15 protein-coding genes and 2 other annotated features are annotated in these 15,197 nt (G+C 36.5%); of the genes, 12 read left to right on the top strand and 3 right to left on the bottom strand.

All coding sequences use genetic code 11. The features are described from left to right. The first annotated feature begins 19 nt into the window (after positions 1-19). On the top strand, positions 20-595 hold the full coding sequence (locus tag ACYFX0_RS14800; protein ID WP_000505549.1) for a hypothetical protein: 576 nt from the start codon (positions 20-22) through the stop codon (positions 593-595). 244 nt (positions 596-839) lie between these two features. Next, positions 840-1,062 (top strand) — a binding site (T-box leader). 298 nt (positions 1,063-1,360) lie between these two features. After that, positions 1,361-2,698, top strand: a complete 1,338-nt coding sequence (locus ACYFX0_RS14795) for a sodium-dependent transporter (protein WP_001088185.1) — start codon at positions 1,361-1,363, stop codon at positions 2,696-2,698. Between the two features lie 43 nt (positions 2,699-2,741). Here ACYFX0_RS14795 and ACYFX0_RS14790 read toward each other — a convergent pair whose 3' ends face one another. After that, positions 2,742-3,446 carry a polysaccharide deacetylase family protein gene (locus ACYFX0_RS14790; RefSeq protein WP_001227581.1) on the bottom strand — a complete coding sequence of 235 codons (705 nt, stop codon included), beginning with the start codon at positions 3,444-3,446 and terminating at the stop codon, positions 2,742-2,744. 324 nt (positions 3,447-3,770) lie between these two features. Here ACYFX0_RS14790 and ACYFX0_RS14785 point away from each other — a divergent pair, with 324 nt between their 5' ends. The 5 genes from ACYFX0_RS14785 to ACYFX0_RS14765 all read left to right on the top strand — a co-directional run bounded on the left by ACYFX0_RS14785 (position 3,771) and on the right by ACYFX0_RS14765 (position 7,104). Further along, the gene (locus ACYFX0_RS14785; RefSeq protein WP_000878325.1) at positions 3,771-4,034 is read left to right on the top strand and encodes a CD3324 family protein; all 264 of its coding nucleotides are present in this window, start codon (positions 3,771-3,773) and stop codon (positions 4,032-4,034) included. 178 nt (positions 4,035-4,212) lie between these two features. Beyond that, positions 4,213-4,899 carry a DUF421 domain-containing protein gene (locus tag ACYFX0_RS14780; RefSeq protein WP_001015968.1) on the top strand — a complete coding sequence of 229 codons (687 nt, stop codon included), beginning with the start codon at positions 4,213-4,215 and terminating at the stop codon, positions 4,897-4,899. A 110-nt stretch (positions 4,900-5,009) separates the two neighbouring features. Then, positions 5,010-5,651, top strand: coding sequence for a FusB/FusC family EF-G-binding protein (locus ACYFX0_RS14775; RefSeq protein ID WP_000387066.1), 642 nt, complete (start codon positions 5,010-5,012; stop codon positions 5,649-5,651). A gap of 142 nt (positions 5,652-5,793) precedes the next feature. Further along, positions 5,794-6,681: an RCC1 domain-containing protein gene (locus tag ACYFX0_RS14770; protein ID WP_000384548.1), complete on the top strand. Its 888-nt coding sequence runs from the start codon at positions 5,794-5,796 to the stop codon at positions 6,679-6,681. A gap of 222 nt (positions 6,682-6,903) precedes the next feature. Next, a complete protein-coding gene (locus ACYFX0_RS14765; RefSeq protein WP_000919318.1) occupies positions 6,904-7,104 on the top strand; it encodes a hypothetical protein in 201 nt (66 codons plus the stop codon). A gap of 163 nt (positions 7,105-7,267) precedes the next feature. Here ACYFX0_RS14765 and msrA read toward each other — a convergent pair whose 3' ends face one another. Together msrA and ACYFX0_RS14755 are read right to left on the bottom strand one after the other, a co-directional pair. Further along, complete coding sequence (gene msrA, locus ACYFX0_RS14760; protein WP_001291894.1) at positions 7,268-7,804, bottom strand: peptide-methionine (S)-S-oxide reductase MsrA; 537 nt, start codon at positions 7,802-7,804, stop codon at positions 7,268-7,270. Positions 7,805-7,894: 90 nt separating this feature from the next. Continuing rightward, positions 7,895-8,653 (bottom strand): SDR family oxidoreductase, encoded by a 759-nt coding sequence (locus ACYFX0_RS14755; RefSeq protein WP_106081347.1) that lies wholly within the window; start codon positions 8,651-8,653, stop codon positions 7,895-7,897. Positions 8,654-9,190: 537 nt separating this feature from the next. Then, positions 9,191-9,430 (top strand) — a binding site (T-box leader). 151 nt (positions 9,431-9,581) lie between these two features. Here ACYFX0_RS14755 and ilvE point away from each other — a divergent pair. The 5 genes from ilvE to ilvD are packed head-to-tail and all read left to right on the top strand — an operon-like array spanning position 9,582 to position 15,188. After that, entirely contained in the window at positions 9,582-10,481 is a 900-nt protein-coding gene (gene ilvE / locus ACYFX0_RS14750; RefSeq protein WP_000528163.1) for a branched-chain-amino-acid transaminase, read from the top strand. 22 nt (positions 10,482-10,503) lie between these two features. Beyond that, positions 10,504-12,219: an acetolactate synthase large subunit gene (ilvB, locus tag ACYFX0_RS14745; protein ID WP_000813469.1), complete on the top strand. Its 1,716-nt coding sequence runs from the start codon at positions 10,504-10,506 to the stop codon at positions 12,217-12,219. Continuing rightward, on the top strand, positions 12,216-12,446 hold the full coding sequence (locus ACYFX0_RS14740; RefSeq protein WP_000019916.1) for an ACT domain-containing protein: 231 nt from the start codon (positions 12,216-12,218) through the stop codon (positions 12,444-12,446). Before ilvB ends, ACYFX0_RS14740 begins: the two co-directional genes overlap by 4 nt. Positions 12,447-12,460: 14 nt before the next feature. Continuing rightward, positions 12,461-13,468, top strand: a complete 1,008-nt coding sequence (gene ilvC, locus ACYFX0_RS14735; protein ID WP_106081346.1) for a ketol-acid reductoisomerase — start codon at positions 12,461-12,463, stop codon at positions 13,466-13,468. A 46-nt stretch (positions 13,469-13,514) separates the two neighbouring features. Further along, a complete protein-coding gene (ilvD, locus tag ACYFX0_RS14730) occupies positions 13,515-15,188 on the top strand; it encodes a dihydroxy-acid dehydratase (protein WP_001255822.1) in 1,674 nt (557 codons plus the stop codon). Positions 15,189-15,197: the final 9 nt, after the last annotated feature.

The raw sequence follows: 15,197 nt of genomic DNA, 5'->3' as shown, positions 1-15,197 counted from the left end.
CAGTAATAAGGGGGAAGTTATGGGTTTTTTTAATAGGTTTTTTAAAAAAGTTGAAAAAGTAAATGAGCAAGAAGCCACTCTTCATGAATTAAGTGAAGAATTGTATGTTGAATCACCGGTAGAGGAAGCGACTAGTTACTGGGTATCAATGGCACAAAATATAATTGTTAATGCTGTAAAGGCGGCTGACAATGATGTGGAACGTGCTTTCGTATTATTGAATTTGAAGAAAGGTGAGGCTTCATTTGATATTTTTTATCAAATAAATGGGCAATTGTATTTCTGGGATCAGCTAGAAAATGTGACGATAAGAAATAGAATTCAGAACGAGTTGTTACCGCAAGCTCCAGAAGTTTCAAATGCAGTAAATGAGCAATTTCGTGAAGCTGATCACCCTATAATTTCGTTCGCACAATTGCAGTTTGAATGGGAAACGAAAGCCTGGTTCTCACATATAATTTGGGAAGATAACCTTGCTGCTCAATTGCCCAAAACTCAAATTTTAAATGAATGGTTTCGTGTAATTAAAGAAGAAACGAAAAATAGACCACTGGATAGTGATGCGAAATTTTCTTGGTATCCATCAAACTCTTAAAAACTAATACAGATAGAGATAGGTTATGTTTCTAGATGATTTTTCTTCTGGAATAAGTATCAATAATACGTAATTCTTTTTCTATTGCCTGTTAGAATTCGTTATGTACTAATCTACTTGTTTTCTAAACTAAAACTTATATTTCAAATTTTTAAATAGATTGTAATACATAAAAATTCAAAATATAAGTTGACACTATTTTTAATGTGTGATAAAAATGATAGTAATCAATTCGGAAAATAATATTTGGGCAATGAAAGGGTATAGTAGTGAATATCTCCCTATTTCAGAGAGCTGATGGTTGGTGTGAATCAGTATATAGATTATTCATGAAGTTCGTCCTGGAGCATCTTTCATAAATCTCGCATTATGAGGAAATGAAAGACGGTAGTTTATACCGTTATCAAATAAAGTGGTGAAGATTGTTTCACAACTAGGGTGGTACCGCGATATTTATCGTCCCTACGTATTTACGTAGGGACGTTTTTTATTTAGGTCCTAACTTTGGTGTGGCTTCATAACTAGGGTGGTACCGCGATATTTTATCGTCCCTACGTTTTTGCGTAGGGGCATTTTTATTTAGGTGGTTTCTTAGTATTCTTCACAACTAGGGTGGTACCGCGATATTTTTGTCGTCCCTACGTATTTACGTAGGGGCGTTTTTTATTATTAGGGAGGAAGTGAACGTATTAGAAAAGAGTATTGATAGAACAATATAAATACCGAATTGTAACAAAGAAAAAGAGACAGAGAGGAGATTAATAAATGAATTCACAGCAATGGACATCGAAATTAGGTTTCGTATTAGCTGCAGCAGGTTCGGCAATTGGTCTTGGGGCGATTTGGAAATTCCCATATATGGCCGGCATTGGAGGAGGCGGAGCGTTCTTCCTAATTTTCATCGGTTTCACATTATTAATTGGTTTACCGCTATTATTAGCTGAATTTGTTATTGGAAGAAGTACACAAAAAGAGGCTGTTGATGCATATAGAGAGATTGCTCCTAAAACGTTATGGCCTTGGTTAGGTAAATTAGGAATTGTAACATGTTTCATATTACTTTCTTTTTACAGTGTTGTAGGAGGCTGGATTTTATTATATTTATGGAATGCAATTACAGGTAGACTATGGGAAGGAAATGGAGCATACGAAGCTACGTTTGGTGAAATCATTTCCAATCCATATTTAGCAGTTGGATCACAGCTATTATTCATTCTTATTACTATTTTCATCGTAAGTAAAGGTGTACAAAATGGTGTTGAAAAAGTAAATAAATATTTCATGCCAGCACTATTCGTTTTATTCTTTGTATTAATCGTTCGTGCACTTACATTAGATGGTGCTGGAGAAGGAGTTCGTTTCTTCTTACAACCTGATTTCTCACATGTAACATCAGAAGTTATTTTATACGCAATGGGGCAATCGTTCTTCTCGTTATCTGTCGGGGTAGCCGTTATGGTAACGTATAGCTCGTACTTACCGAAAGAAGAAAGCTTACCACGTTCAGCATTTTCTATCGTAGCATTAACTCTTGTTATTACATTACTTGCAGGACTTGCAATTTTCCCAGTTGTGTTCGCATTCGGAATGGAACCATCTCAAGGACCAGGACTATTATTTATCGTATTGCCAGCTATTTTCAGTAAAATGGCATTCGGAAAATTATTCTTCATCGTTTTCTTATTACTATTCTTCTTCGCTACGATTACATCAGCAATTTCGATGTTAGAAATTAGTGTTGCGTCGTTAACATCAAAAGGTAAAGGGAAACGTGAAAAAATGGCCTTAATCGTAGGGTTATTAATCTTCGTTGTTGGGGTACCATCAGCATTATCATTCGGTATATTAAGTGATCTGAAGATTTTCGGAAAGACAGTCTTTGATTTAGCGGACTATGCAGTAAGTAACGTATTAATGCCACTTGGTGTATTATTAGTTTCTATCTTTGTTCCTTTAAAAATGAAGAAAGATGTATTAATGAAAGAGCTAGGTGTAAGTAAAAATAAAGGTTATAAACTATTCGTATTATGGTTATTCTTACTTCGCTTTATCGCACCAATTGCGATTATTATCGTATTCTTAAATGTACTTGGCATTATATAAAAAGAAAGGTGGCGTATCATACAAAGATACGCTACCTTTCTTTTTATTTTGCTCTTTTTTGCAATTCATTTACTGTTACGAACTGATAGCCCTTCTTAGATAAAGAATCTAAAATACCTTCAATCGTTTTTAAATTGTCATCAGACTCATCATACATAGAATGCAGTAAAATGATAGAACCTGGTTTTACATTTTTATTAACATATTTAATTTTATCAGCCGCAGATTTATAAAAAGTATCGGGCTCAAGATCCCATATAATCGTTTCAATATTATTTTTATTTAAATAATAGGGTAGTCCAATTAATTTTTTTCCGTTAGGCGGTCTAAAATCAATTTCGTCTGTAAATCCTGTTTGGCGGATTAATGAATTCGTTTTTTCTATTTCATCTTTAATAAAAGAAGGTGTTTTGAAAATCATTCTTTTATGAGAATATGTATGGTTTCCAAGCTGGTGCCCAGATTGCGCGATAGCTTCTCCTAATGATAGACTTTTCTCTAATTCATTTCCAATTAAAAAGAAAGTAGCTTTAGCGTTGTATTTATCTAGTAACGGTAATATTTGTTTTACATTGTTAGTAGGGCCATCATCAAAAGTTAAAGCGATCACTTTTTCATTTGTTTCTACGCGTTGTGTTAAATCTCCAAATAATTGAAAGCTTCTTGCGTTCATCAATTTGTATGTTCCGAATAATGCCGTGATAATAAAGAATAGTGTAACGATTGTAATGATAATTTTTTTCCTCATAACGTAACCTCACAATGATTTTTGATTCAATAAAAAGTATTATATCAAAATTAATTATTTATTGCTGAAAAAGTATGAAGATGCAAGGAGAGGGATTTTATCATATAATAAAATGCAAAAGGTATATTAGGAGGTGTTTATATGGCGATTATAATTCAATTGCCAGACACTGCAACGTCTCATGCAAAGCCAAGTATGGAAATGGCGATACTTTGCGTGAGGTAGACAAGTAATATACAATCGCCTATATGAGCTCGTATCATTTTTTATATTTGGCTTTGCACCTTATTGAAATGAACCATAAAAAATAAGGGGCGAGCAGAAATGAAATACGTAAAAGCTAATGCTGTTTTACCAGAGAGTTTAATTACTGAAATTCAAAAGTATATACAAGGTGAAACAATTTACATTCCGAAACAAGAAACGAAACATTATAAATGGGGTACACGATCTGGCGGAAGAAAACAACTAGATGAAAGAAATAAAGCAATTAAAGAAGCGTTTAAAAGTGGGATTGCTATTCATCAACTTGCAGAAGAATATTTTCTTTCTGGGGAAACGATTAAAAAGATTGTGTATTCTAAATGAGCATAAAAGAGTCTAGTTCAAATATTATTTTGAACTAGACTCTTTTTGCTTTGTATGTATTGGATATATAGGGTGTGAATGGGCATGATAATAGAAAAAATGAATCGCAATAGTATTGTATAGAAATGTGAATAGGAATAAAAACGTTATATTTCATATTACAGAAAGGTGAACACATATGAATCATCTTGGACAAATAACGATAGAACTTTTTGTTGGTTTTTTTGTTTTATTAATTGCTACTAAAATATTAGGGAAAACACAAATATCACAGCTAACCCCTTTTGATTTTATTTCTGCGATTGTAATCGGAGAACTAGTTGGAAACACTGTATATGATCCTGAGGTGAGAGTATGGTCTATTTTATACGCTGTGTTTGTATGGGTAATATTAATTTACGCAATAGAAGTAATAACACAAAAATTTAGAAGGACAAGAAAGTTCTTTGAAGGATACCCTTCTATTATCATTCGTAATGGGCATATTGATAGAGAACAATTAAAATCAAATCATTTGGACATTAACCAATTACAACAAATGTTAAGACAACAAAAAGATATATTTTCAATCCGAGAAGTTGAATATATGATATTGGAGCCTAACGGAAACATAAGCGTTCTGAAAAAAAGTAAATACGAATCTCCTACTATAAATGATTTAAGTTTAAAACATAAGCCTGTATACTTACCAATTTCATTAATTAGTGATGGAAAAGTAGTTAAGGATAATTTGAGGGAAGCGGGATTTGATGAAGGATGGCTTTATAAACAAATTAAGCAAAAAGGAATTACTAAATTTGAAGACGTATTATATGCGGAATGGAAAACAGATGATGGCTTCTTTTGTCAGGAAATGCAGCGGTAGAGAATAAGTGATATATGTAATGTTTGTTTCTAAGTTATCTTTTACATATCAAAAAACGTAATCATTGTATACAATAAAACTAGATCAACAATTTGTATGGAGTGATAAAGATGGAAGCGTTTATTAGAAGTGATCAATATAATTTTATAAAATCACAAGCTTATATTTTAGCAAACGGGCATGCAACGGCAAACGATAGAGGTGTAATTCAAGCGTTAAAATCACTTGCGATCGAAAAGATAATACATGTATTTGAGAATTTAACCGATGAACAGAAAGAGTTAATTGATACGGTATTAACAGTTCAAAATAGAGAAGATGCAGAATCATTTTTAATGAAAATAAATCCGTATGTAATTCCGTTTCAAGAAGTTACAGCACAAACATTAAAAAAATTATTTCCTAAAGCAAAAAAGCTAAAACTTCCCGATATGGAAGAACTGGATATGAAAGAATTATCTTATTTAAGCTGGATTGACAAAGGATCAAGCAGGAAATTTATTATAGCGAAAAATGATAAAAATAAGTTTGTTGGTCTGCAAGGAACGTTCCAAAGTTTAAATAAAAAAAGTATTTGTTCATTATGTCATGGGCATGAAGAAGTAGGGATGTTTTTAGTTGAAATTAAAGGTGATGTACCAGGAACTTTCGTTAAAAAGGGAAACTACATTTGCAAAGATGGTGTAGCTTGCAATCTGAATATGAAATCGCTAGATAAATTGAACGATTTTATTGACCGCTTGAAGAAATAACGAGAAAACCTCTAGTATTTAAACTGGAGGTTTTTATTTTTTGAAGAAGTAAAATAAGCTTTCTTTGTAAATGTAGATTTATAATGAAATTTGATAAAAATATCTATTATGATACAGTTGCTTATATGCAAGGAGGTAAAACATGGATTACATTTTACCGAAAGAAAAATTGAAGCGATGGCCAAAAGATACGATAGCGGCGGGGCGTGGTCATACTGTTGGTCTTAAATCGGATGGCACGGTAGTAGCGGTGGGCCGGAGTAAAGAAGGAGAATGTAATGTATGTGGCTGGCGAGATATTGAAGCAGTTGCAGCAGGCAATGTTCATATGGCGACGAACACAGGTAATGCTCATACAATCGGTCTTACATGTGACAATACTGCGATAGCAGTGGGTTGGAATAAGCATGAACAATGTGATGTAAACGATTGGCATAATATTGTAGCGGTTGCGGCAGGGTGGCGTCGTACTATTGGCCTTAAATCGGATGGCACGGTAGTAGCGGTGGGCCGAAATAAAGAAGGAGAATGCAATGTAAGCAGTTGGCAAGGTATTGTGGCAGTCACAGCGGGTGACTGGCATACAGTCGGTCTTAAATTGGACGGCACATTGACGACTGTGGGAAATAATCGATATGGTCAATGCAATGTAAGTAGCTGGCGAGGTATTGTATCAGTCAAGGCTGGGTATCTTCATACTGTTGGTCTTAAACGAGACGGTACGGTGACAGCAGTGGGGAATGATAAACATAACCAGTGTGATGTGAGTGGCTGGATAGATATTGTAGCAATAGCGGCTGGTACGAATCATACAATCGGACTAAAATTAGACGGTACCGTGGTGGCCGTGGGCTGGAATGAGTATGGTCAATGTAACGTAAGCGATTGGCGCGATATTGTAGCGATAGCGGCTGGTTGTGCACATACAGTCGGACTAAAATCAGACGGCACGGTGGTCGCGGTAGGTAATAATGAATTTGGCCAATGTGATGTAGGTAGCTGGCGCGACATTCGGTCGCCTGGCAAATAGTCAATTTACAATAAATGATTAGTAATATTATTCTATTTTAGGAGTAATTATGGAATAGGATATGTAGAAAATAATTAAACTTAAATCTGCTGAATAAGAATCTCTTTTAAAAAGGGATTCTTATTATTTTTCGTAAAATGAGGGTCTAAATGGAATTTTTAAACAAACTTTCTTTCAAAATTACAGTAGAAGATATAAATAAAGTATAGAGGAGATAAAGGAATGCTTAAAAGGTTTTTACTTTCTTTACCGGATGTTTTACTTATATGTATCGTTCTCTACATAACGTACACAAATTCTTTTAGTTTTGGACAGATGTTAGTAATTTCAATTGCAATCGGAATTATTGGTGGTCTTGCTATTAGAATTTGTAAGGATGTATTCATGTATATAAGGTGGACAATTAAACAAAGAAAAACTTGAATATGTTTAATTGTTATTAGGAGGGAATGAAATGACTAAGAAAAAGAATAGAGTGAAAAACGAGATAGTACTTTGGTCACTAACAGCAATTGTTCTGTTAATTGTATGGTACTTTTATCAAAAATAAAAACGCATCGTACTAAAAAAGCACGATGCGTTTTTATTATTTTTTTTGCCAATTTTCTTTAATAAAGTCTTCACGGCCAGATTCTTTTTGCTCAGTAGCATATTTCTCTGGATTCTTTTTATAGAAATGTTGGTGGTAGTCATCTGCTTCGTAAAAAGGTGCAGCAGGACGAATTTCAGTCACGATTGGATCTTTAAACATACTGCTTTCTGCAAGAGCTTGTTTTGATTTTTCAGCAAGCCCTTTTTGTGTTTCGTTATGATAAAAAATAGCGGTACGATAAGATGGACCACGGTCAAAGAATTGTCCGCCATCATCAGTTGGATCGATTTGTGGCCAATATAAGTCTAGTAATTTCTGATAAGGAAAAATAGAAGGATCGAATGTAATTTGAACAACTTCTAAATGTCCAGATGTTCCGGTTTTTACTTGTTCATATGTTGGGTTTTCTACATGACCTCCTGCATAGCCAGAAAGTACTTTATGAATACCAGGAAGTTCATCAAATGGTTTTACCATGCACCAAAAGCAACCGCCTGCGAAGGTTGCGAGTTCGTATGTTTTTTCGGACATTGCTGTAATCCTCCTAAATGTATATGTTTTATATAGTATTATATAAATTGTTTTATTGCGCAATAAAAAAGATTTGAAAATATATGTTTTTTATAAACAAGATCCTCCGCTCACATCAATTAATTGTCCAGTAACCCAGCGGCTGTCTGGAGAAGCAAGAAATGCAGCAGTATCGGCAATGTCTTCTACTTCACCTAAGCGATTGAAAGCGGAAATAGTAGTAGCGTACTGCTTCATCATTGGGTCGCTCAAGAGTTCTGCATTCATATCTGTTTTAATAAATCCTGGAAGTATTGCATTCACCGTTATTCCTCGTGCTCCAAGCTGTTTTGCTAGCGTAAAAGTCATTGTATTAATAGCGCCTTTCGTCATACTATATGCAACAAAATCAGGTAAAGAAATGCGGGTGGCAGCGGATGAAATATTAATGATTCGGCTATTGTCACGTAAACGTGGTAGTGCTTGTTGAATGATAAAGAATGGTGCTTTTGCATTTACTGAAACCATTCTATCAAAAAATTGTTCAGTCGTTTCTTCGATAAAAGCACCAGGACCAATTCCAGCATTGTTTATTAAAATATCAAATTGTGTTTCACCAGTGCGCTTTTGTAATTCAGTATCTAAAGCGTTATAAAGGTTTTCTACACCGTGTAAGGATTCTAGATTTGCGCCGATAGAAAAAGCTTGGCCACCATCTAATCGAATTTCATGAACAGTTTCTTCAGCGTCATCTTTTCGATTACCGTAATGAACAGCAACTAATGCACCGTCGTTTGCTAAACGTTTTGCAATAGCACGTCCAATTCCACGGCTTGCTCCTGTAACTAATGCCACTTTTCCTTTTAACATAGTTTTCTCATCTCCTCATAATTTTTTCTTTATGTAGTAGTGCAAACATACTTAAGCAATATATGAGTGTATGTAAGTAATTCATTCCAATTTTGATTTGAGAAAAAATAAATAGAATGAATTTAGATTTTTTTTGAAAAAACATGTTGACAAGGAAAAGAACAACGTCCTATAATACGTGTAACAAATAAAAGTTAATTAAGAATTTTCTAACTTTATATGTTGTATATGCAAAGAAGAGGAAAGTAGATGATTATGATCGTTTCAGAGAGCTACTCCAAGGCTGTGAGGGTAGTAACAATCGAATCATTGAAGATCACCTCGGAGCATCGCTTGCGAAAGGGAAACTGAGTAGAGGGCGGCGGCATCGTCTCCGGTAAAAGGACGGGGGTCTAATTGGACCTACGAAGCTTATATTTCGCGAGAAGTATAAGGAAGCTGAGTGGTAACGCGAAACTCTCGCCTCAGCAATCAAAGCTACTAAATTGTAGTAGTTGATTGCTGAGGCGAGAGTTTTTATTTTAGAAAATAGAATAAGAGAATGTGTGGAAGAGGAGAGTAAATGATAAAGATTGTTTCAGAGAGCTGCCCCGAGGCTGTGAGGGTGGTAACAATGCACTCATTGAAAATCACCTCGGAGCACTACTTTTGAAAATTAGTAAAAAGTAGCGGGTTTGTTCCCGATAGAAAAACAAAAGTCTAATTGGACTTGCAGAGCTTATATTTCGTGAGAAGTGTAAGGAAGCTGAGTGGTACCACGATTCCCTCGTCTCAGCAATGGATTGCTACAAGTATGTAAGTAATCGATTGTTGAGACGAGTATATTTTTAATATTTATATACTGAATATTCTGTTAAAAATACTCATCTCAGCAATCGATGTAGAAATAGATTGCAAAAAATAGAGAAAAAAAGAGGAGCGATGTGAGATGGGAAACCAGTACATTTACATGAATGGGGAATTTGTAGAAAAAGAAAAGGCAGTTGTTTCAGTATATGATCACGGCTTTTTATACGGAGACGGTGTATTTGAAGGGATTCGTAGTTACGGAGGAAATGTATTTTGTTTAAAAGAACATGTAAAACGATTATATGAATCGGCAAAATCTATTTTACTTACAGTCCCACTGACAGTTGACGAAATGGAAGAAGCAGTTTTACAAACGTTGCAAAAAAATGAGTATGCGGATGCTTACATTCGTTTAATTGTTTCACGAGGAAAAGGTGACTTAGGGCTCGACCCTAGAAGTTGTGTGAAACCGAGCGTTATTATCATTGCAGAACAATTAAAGTTATTCCCTCAGGAATTTTACGATAATGGATTAAGCGTTGTATCTGTTGCATCAAGACGTAATACGCCAGATGCATTAGATCCACGCATTAAGTCAATGAACTACTTAAATAACGTACTTGTAAAAATTGAAGCGGCACAAGCAGGAGTGTTAGAGGCTCTTATGTTAAATCAACAAGGATATGTTTGTGAAGGTTCTGGCGATAATGTTTTCGTTGTGAAAGATGGAAAAGTATTAACCCCACCATCCTATTTAGGAGCATTAGAAGGTATTACGAGAAATAGTGTTATCGAGCTATGTGAACGACTGAGTATTCCATGTGAGGAAAGACCATTCACTCGCCATGATGTATATGTAGCGGATGAAGTATTTTTAACAGGAACAGCAGCGGAGTTAATTCCAGTTGTAAAAGTTGATTCGAGAGAAATTGGAGATGGGAAACCAGGAAGTGTAACGAAACAATTGACCGAAGAATTTAAAAAATTAACGAGAGAAAGAGGAGTACGTGTTCCCGGGCTGACGGAAAGCTTAGCATAAATAAGGAGAGGAGTTAATTGAAATGAAGCAGCAGTATACAGCGTATGAGAAGTTACAGTGTGAAGAAATGACAGGCGCTGGGCACGTGATTCAATGTTTGAAAAAATTGGGTGTAACGACCGTTTTCGGCTATCCAGGCGGAGCGATCTTACCAGTATACGATGCGTTATACGAAAGTGGTTTGAAACATGTTTTAACTCGTCATGAACAAGCTGCCATTCATGCGGCTGAAGGATATGCGAGAGCTTCTGGAAAGGTCGGGGTAGTCTTTGCTACCTCTGGCCCAGGGGCGACAAATTTAGTTACCGGCTTAGCAGACGCTTATATGGATTCGATTCCTTTAGTTGTCATTACCGGCCAAGTTGCAACGCCTTTAATTGGTAAAGATGGATTTCAAGAAGCGGATGTTGTCGGAATTACAGTACCTGTTACGAAGCATAATTACCAAGTTCGTGATGTAAATCATGTATCACGAATTGTGCAAGAAGCTTTTTACATCGCCGAAAGCGGACGCCCGGGACCAGTATTAATCGATATTCCAAAAGATGTTCAAAATGCAAAAGTCACCAGTTTCTTTAATGAAGAAGTTGATATTCCGGGGTACAAACCAGAACTTGTACCAGACAGTATGAAACTTAGAGAGGTAGCTAAAGCAATTTCAAAATCAAAGCGTCCGCTTCTTTATATTGGGGGAGGTGTCATTCATTCAGGTGGATCCGATGAACTTTTTGAATTCGTAAGGGAGAACCGTATTCCAGTCGTTTCAACTTTAATGGGACTTGGTGCATATCCACCGGGAGATCCATTGTTTTTAGGGATGCTTGGTATGCATGGGACATACGCTGCTAATATGGCGGTAACAGAATGTGATTTACTACTTGCATTAGGTGTTCGCTTCGATGATCGTGTAACAGGAAAATTAGAACTTTTTTCTCCGCACTCGAAAAAAGTACATATTGATATTGATCCTTCTGAGTTTCATAAAAATGTAACTGTAGAGCATCCCATTGTTGGTGATGTGAAAAAAGCGTTACACATGTTGTTACATATGTCTATTTATACACAAACAGACGAATGGCTTCAGAAAGTAAAGGCATGGAAAGAAGAATATCCACTTTCTTATAAGCAAAAAGAATCTGAGTTAAAACCACAGCATGTGATCAACTTAGTAAGTGAATTAACGAATGGTGAAGCGATTGTCACAACAGAAGTAGGACAGCATCAAATGTGGGCTGCTCACTTCTATAAAGCAAGAAAACCTCGGACGTTCCTTACCTCTGGAGGATTAGGAACGATGGGGTTTGGTTTTCCAGCAGCAATTGGTGCTCAGCTAGCTAAAAAAGAAGAACTTGTCATTTGTATTGCAGGTGATGCTTCTTTTCAAATGAACATTCAAGAACTACAAACAATTGCTGAAAATAACATCCCTGTAAAAGTATTTATCATAAATAACAAATTTTTAGGGATGGTAAGGCAATGGCAAGAAATGTTTTATGAAAATCGTTTATCAGAATCAAAAATTGGATCGCCAGATTTTGTGAAAGTGGCAGAAGCTTATGGAGTGAAGGGATTAAGAGCGACAAATTCAACAGAGGCGAAACAAGTGATGTTAGAAGCATTTGCTCATGAAGGTCCTGCCGTAGTTGATTTTTGTGTAGAAGAAGGTGAAAACGTATTTCCGATGGTTCCGCCAAACAAAGGGAATAACGAAATGATTATGAAGAGGTGGGAAGAATGAGTCATACTTTTTCACTCGTTATTCATAACGAGCCAAGCGTCTTATTACGTATAAGTGGGATTTTTGCTCGGCGTGGTTATTATATTTCTTCTTTACATTTAAATGAAAGAGATACAAGTGGTGTTTCTGAAATGAAACTCACAGCAGTTTGTACTGAAAATGAAGCGACATTACTTGTTAGTCAGTTGAAAAAATTAATTGATGTACTGCAAGTAAATAAATTATAAGGAGTGTATGGAATATGAAAACATATTATGAGAAAGATGCAAATGTAGAGTTATTACAAGGAAAACCTGTTGCAGTAGTTGGTTATGGATCACAAGGTCATGCGCAAGCACAAAATTTACGTGATTCTGGTGTAGAAGTTGTAGTTGGTGTTCGTCCTGGTAAGTCGTATGAAGTAGCGAAAGCAGATGGATTTGAAGTAATGTCTGTTTCAGAAGCGGTTCGAACCGCACAAGTTGTACAAATGTTATTGCCAGATGAACAGCAAGCTTATGTGTATAAAGCAGAGGTAGAAGAGAATCTTCGTGAAGGACAAATGTTACTTTTCTCACATGGATTTAATATTCACTTCGGACAAATTAACCCGCCAAGTTACGTAGATGTAGCGATGGTCGCGCCAAAAAGTCCAGGTCACCTCGTTCGTCGTGTATTTCAAGAAGGAAATGGTGTTCCGGCATTAGTGGCAGTACATCAAGATGCAACAGGAACAGCATTAAGTTTAGCTCTTGCGTATGCAAAAGGTGTAGGCTGTACACGTGCAGGCGTAATTGAAACGACATTCCAAGAAGAAACAGAGACGGATTTATTCGGAGAGCAAGCAGTGCTTTGCGGCGGGGTAACTGCGCTTGTGAAAGCTGGTTTTGAAACATTAACAGAAGGTGGATATCGACCTGAAATTGCATACTTTGAATGTTTACATGAATTAAAGTTAATTGTTGATTTAATGTACGAAGGCGGTTTAACGAACATGCGCCATTCTATTTCAGATACGGCAGAGTTCGGAGATTATGTAATAGGATCGAGAATTGTTACAGATGAAACGAAGAAAGAAATGAAACGAGTTTTGACAGAAATTCAGCAAGGTGAATTTGCGAAGAAATGGATTTTAGAAAATCAAGCAGGGCGTCCAACGTATAATGCGATGAAAAAAGCAGAGCGAAATCATCAGTTAGAAAAAGTAGGGGCAGAGCTTCGTGAAATGATGAGCTGGATTCATGCACCGAAAGAATTAGTGAAAAAATAGAGTAAGTGATTGTAAGTGAAAAATACGTAAGAGGGGATTTGACAAGATGAGAAGTGACATGATTAAAAAAGGTTTTGATAAAGCGCCGCACCGTAGTTTATTAAAAGCAACTGGTTTGAAAGATGAAGATTTTGATAAACCTTTCATAGCGATTTGTAATTCTTTTATTGAAATTATTCCAGGGCATAAGCACTTGAACGAGTTTGGGAAACTTGTAAAAGAGGCAGTTCGCGCGGCAGGTATGGTACCATTCGAATTCAATACGATTGGAGTTGACGATGGTATTGCGATGGGACATATCGGTATGCGTTATTCTCTTCCGAGTCGTGAAATTATTGCAGATTCAGTAGAAACGGTTGTAAATGCACACTGGTTTGACGGCATGATTTGTATCCCAAATTGTGACAAAATTACACCTGGTATGATGATGGCTGCACTACGTATTAACATTCCGACTGTGTTTGTTTCAGGCGGCCCGATGGCAGCAGGAAAAACATCTAAAGGAGAAGTTGTCGATTTAAGTTCTGTTTTTGAAGGAGTAGGAGCTTATCAATCTGGGAAAATTTCAGAAGAAGAATTAAAGGATATTGAAGATCATGGCTGTCCATCTTGTGGTTCTTGTTCCGGAATGTTTACGGCGAACTCTATGAACTGTTTATGTGAAGTGTTAGGTTTAGCTCTTCCTGGTAACGGGAGTATTTTAGCAATTGATCCAAGACGTGAAGAGTTAATTAAACAAGCAGCAGAGAAATTAAAAATTTTAATTGAAAGAGATATTAAACCGAGAGACATCGTAACGGAAGAAGCGATTGATGATGCGTTCGCGCTTGATATGGCAATGGGTGGATCAACGAATACAGTATTGCACACATTAGCTCTCGCACAAGAAGCGGGTTTAGATTACGATATGAATCGCATTGATGCCGTTTCAAGACGTGTACCACATTTATGTAAAGTAAGCCCTGCTTCCAATTGGCACATGGAAGATATTGATCGAGCGGGCGGGATTAGTGCAATTTTGAAAGAGATGAGCCGAAAAGAAGGGGTGCTTCATCTAGACCGAATAACGGCTACCGGGCAGACGTTAAGAGAAAACATTGCTCATGCAGAGATTAAAGATAAGGAAGTTATTCATTCTCTCGAAAACCCTCATAGTGAAGAAGGGGGATTACGTATATTAAAAGGAAACCTTGCGAAAGATGGAGCGGTTATTAAAAGCGGTGCAACAGAGGTAAAGCGTTTTGAAGGACCTTGCGTTATTTTTAATTCACAAGATGAGGCGCTTGCGGGCATTATGCTTGGAAAAGTGAAGAAAGGCGATGTAGTTGTTATTCGCTATGAAGGACCAAGAGGTGGCCCTGGTATGCCAGAGATGTTAGCGCCAACTTCAGCGATTGCTGGAATGGGATTAGGTGCAGATGTTGCGCTATTAACGGATGGTCGTTTCTCGGGTGCTTCACGTGGTATTTCAGTAGGACATATTTCACCAGAAGCAGCTGCGGGTGGAACGATTGCACTTCTTGAACAAGGGGATATTGTATGTATTGATGTTGAAGAACGCTTGCTAGAAGTAAGAGTTAGTGATGAAGAATTAGATAAGCGTAAAAAAGAATGGAAACGACCAGAAGCGAAAGTGAAAACTGGCTGGCTTGGACGTTATGCACAGATGGTAACATCGGCGAATACAGGTGCAGTTCTAAAAATCCCGGATTTTGATTGAGCCAATTTA

This window comes from Bacillus sp. NEAU-Y102 (genome assembly GCF_054788175.1).
This window is presented reverse-complemented; position numbering and strand designations above follow the sequence as displayed.

Bases quoted from the DNA above. Each gene is read 5' to 3' on its own strand.
- ACYFX0_RS14800 (WP_000505549.1), top strand. From the start codon at position 20: ATGGGTTTTTTTAATAGGTTTTTTAAAAAAGTTGAAAAAGTAAATGAG.
- ACYFX0_RS14795 (WP_001088185.1), top strand. From the start codon at position 1,361: ATGAATTCACAGCAATGGACATCGAAATTAGGTTTCGTATTAGCTGCA.
- ACYFX0_RS14790 (WP_001227581.1), bottom strand. From the start codon at position 3,446: ATGAGGAAAAAAATTATCATTACAATCGTTACACTATTCTTTATTATC.
- ACYFX0_RS14785 (WP_000878325.1), top strand. From the start codon at position 3,771: ATGAAATACGTAAAAGCTAATGCTGTTTTACCAGAGAGTTTAATTACT.
- ACYFX0_RS14780 (WP_001015968.1), top strand. From the start codon at position 4,213: ATGAATCATCTTGGACAAATAACGATAGAACTTTTTGTTGGTTTTTTT.
- ACYFX0_RS14775 (WP_000387066.1), top strand. From the start codon at position 5,010: ATGGAAGCGTTTATTAGAAGTGATCAATATAATTTTATAAAATCACAA.
- ACYFX0_RS14770 (WP_000384548.1), top strand. From the start codon at position 5,794: ATGGATTACATTTTACCGAAAGAAAAATTGAAGCGATGGCCAAAAGAT.
- ACYFX0_RS14765 (WP_000919318.1), top strand. From the start codon at position 6,904: ATGCTTAAAAGGTTTTTACTTTCTTTACCGGATGTTTTACTTATATGT.
- msrA (WP_001291894.1), bottom strand. From the start codon at position 7,804: ATGTCCGAAAAAACATACGAACTCGCAACCTTCGCAGGCGGTTGCTTT.
- ACYFX0_RS14755 (WP_106081347.1), bottom strand. From the start codon at position 8,653: ATGTTAAAAGGAAAAGTGGCATTAGTTACAGGAGCAAGCCGTGGAATT.
- ilvE (WP_000528163.1), top strand. From the start codon at position 9,582: ATGGGAAACCAGTACATTTACATGAATGGGGAATTTGTAGAAAAAGAA.
- ilvB (WP_000813469.1), top strand. From the start codon at position 10,504: ATGAAGCAGCAGTATACAGCGTATGAGAAGTTACAGTGTGAAGAAATG.
- ACYFX0_RS14740 (WP_000019916.1), top strand. From the start codon at position 12,216: ATGAGTCATACTTTTTCACTCGTTATTCATAACGAGCCAAGCGTCTTA.
- ilvC (WP_106081346.1), top strand. From the start codon at position 12,461: ATGAAAACATATTATGAGAAAGATGCAAATGTAGAGTTATTACAAGGA.
- ilvD (WP_001255822.1), top strand. From the start codon at position 13,515: ATGAGAAGTGACATGATTAAAAAAGGTTTTGATAAAGCGCCGCACCGT.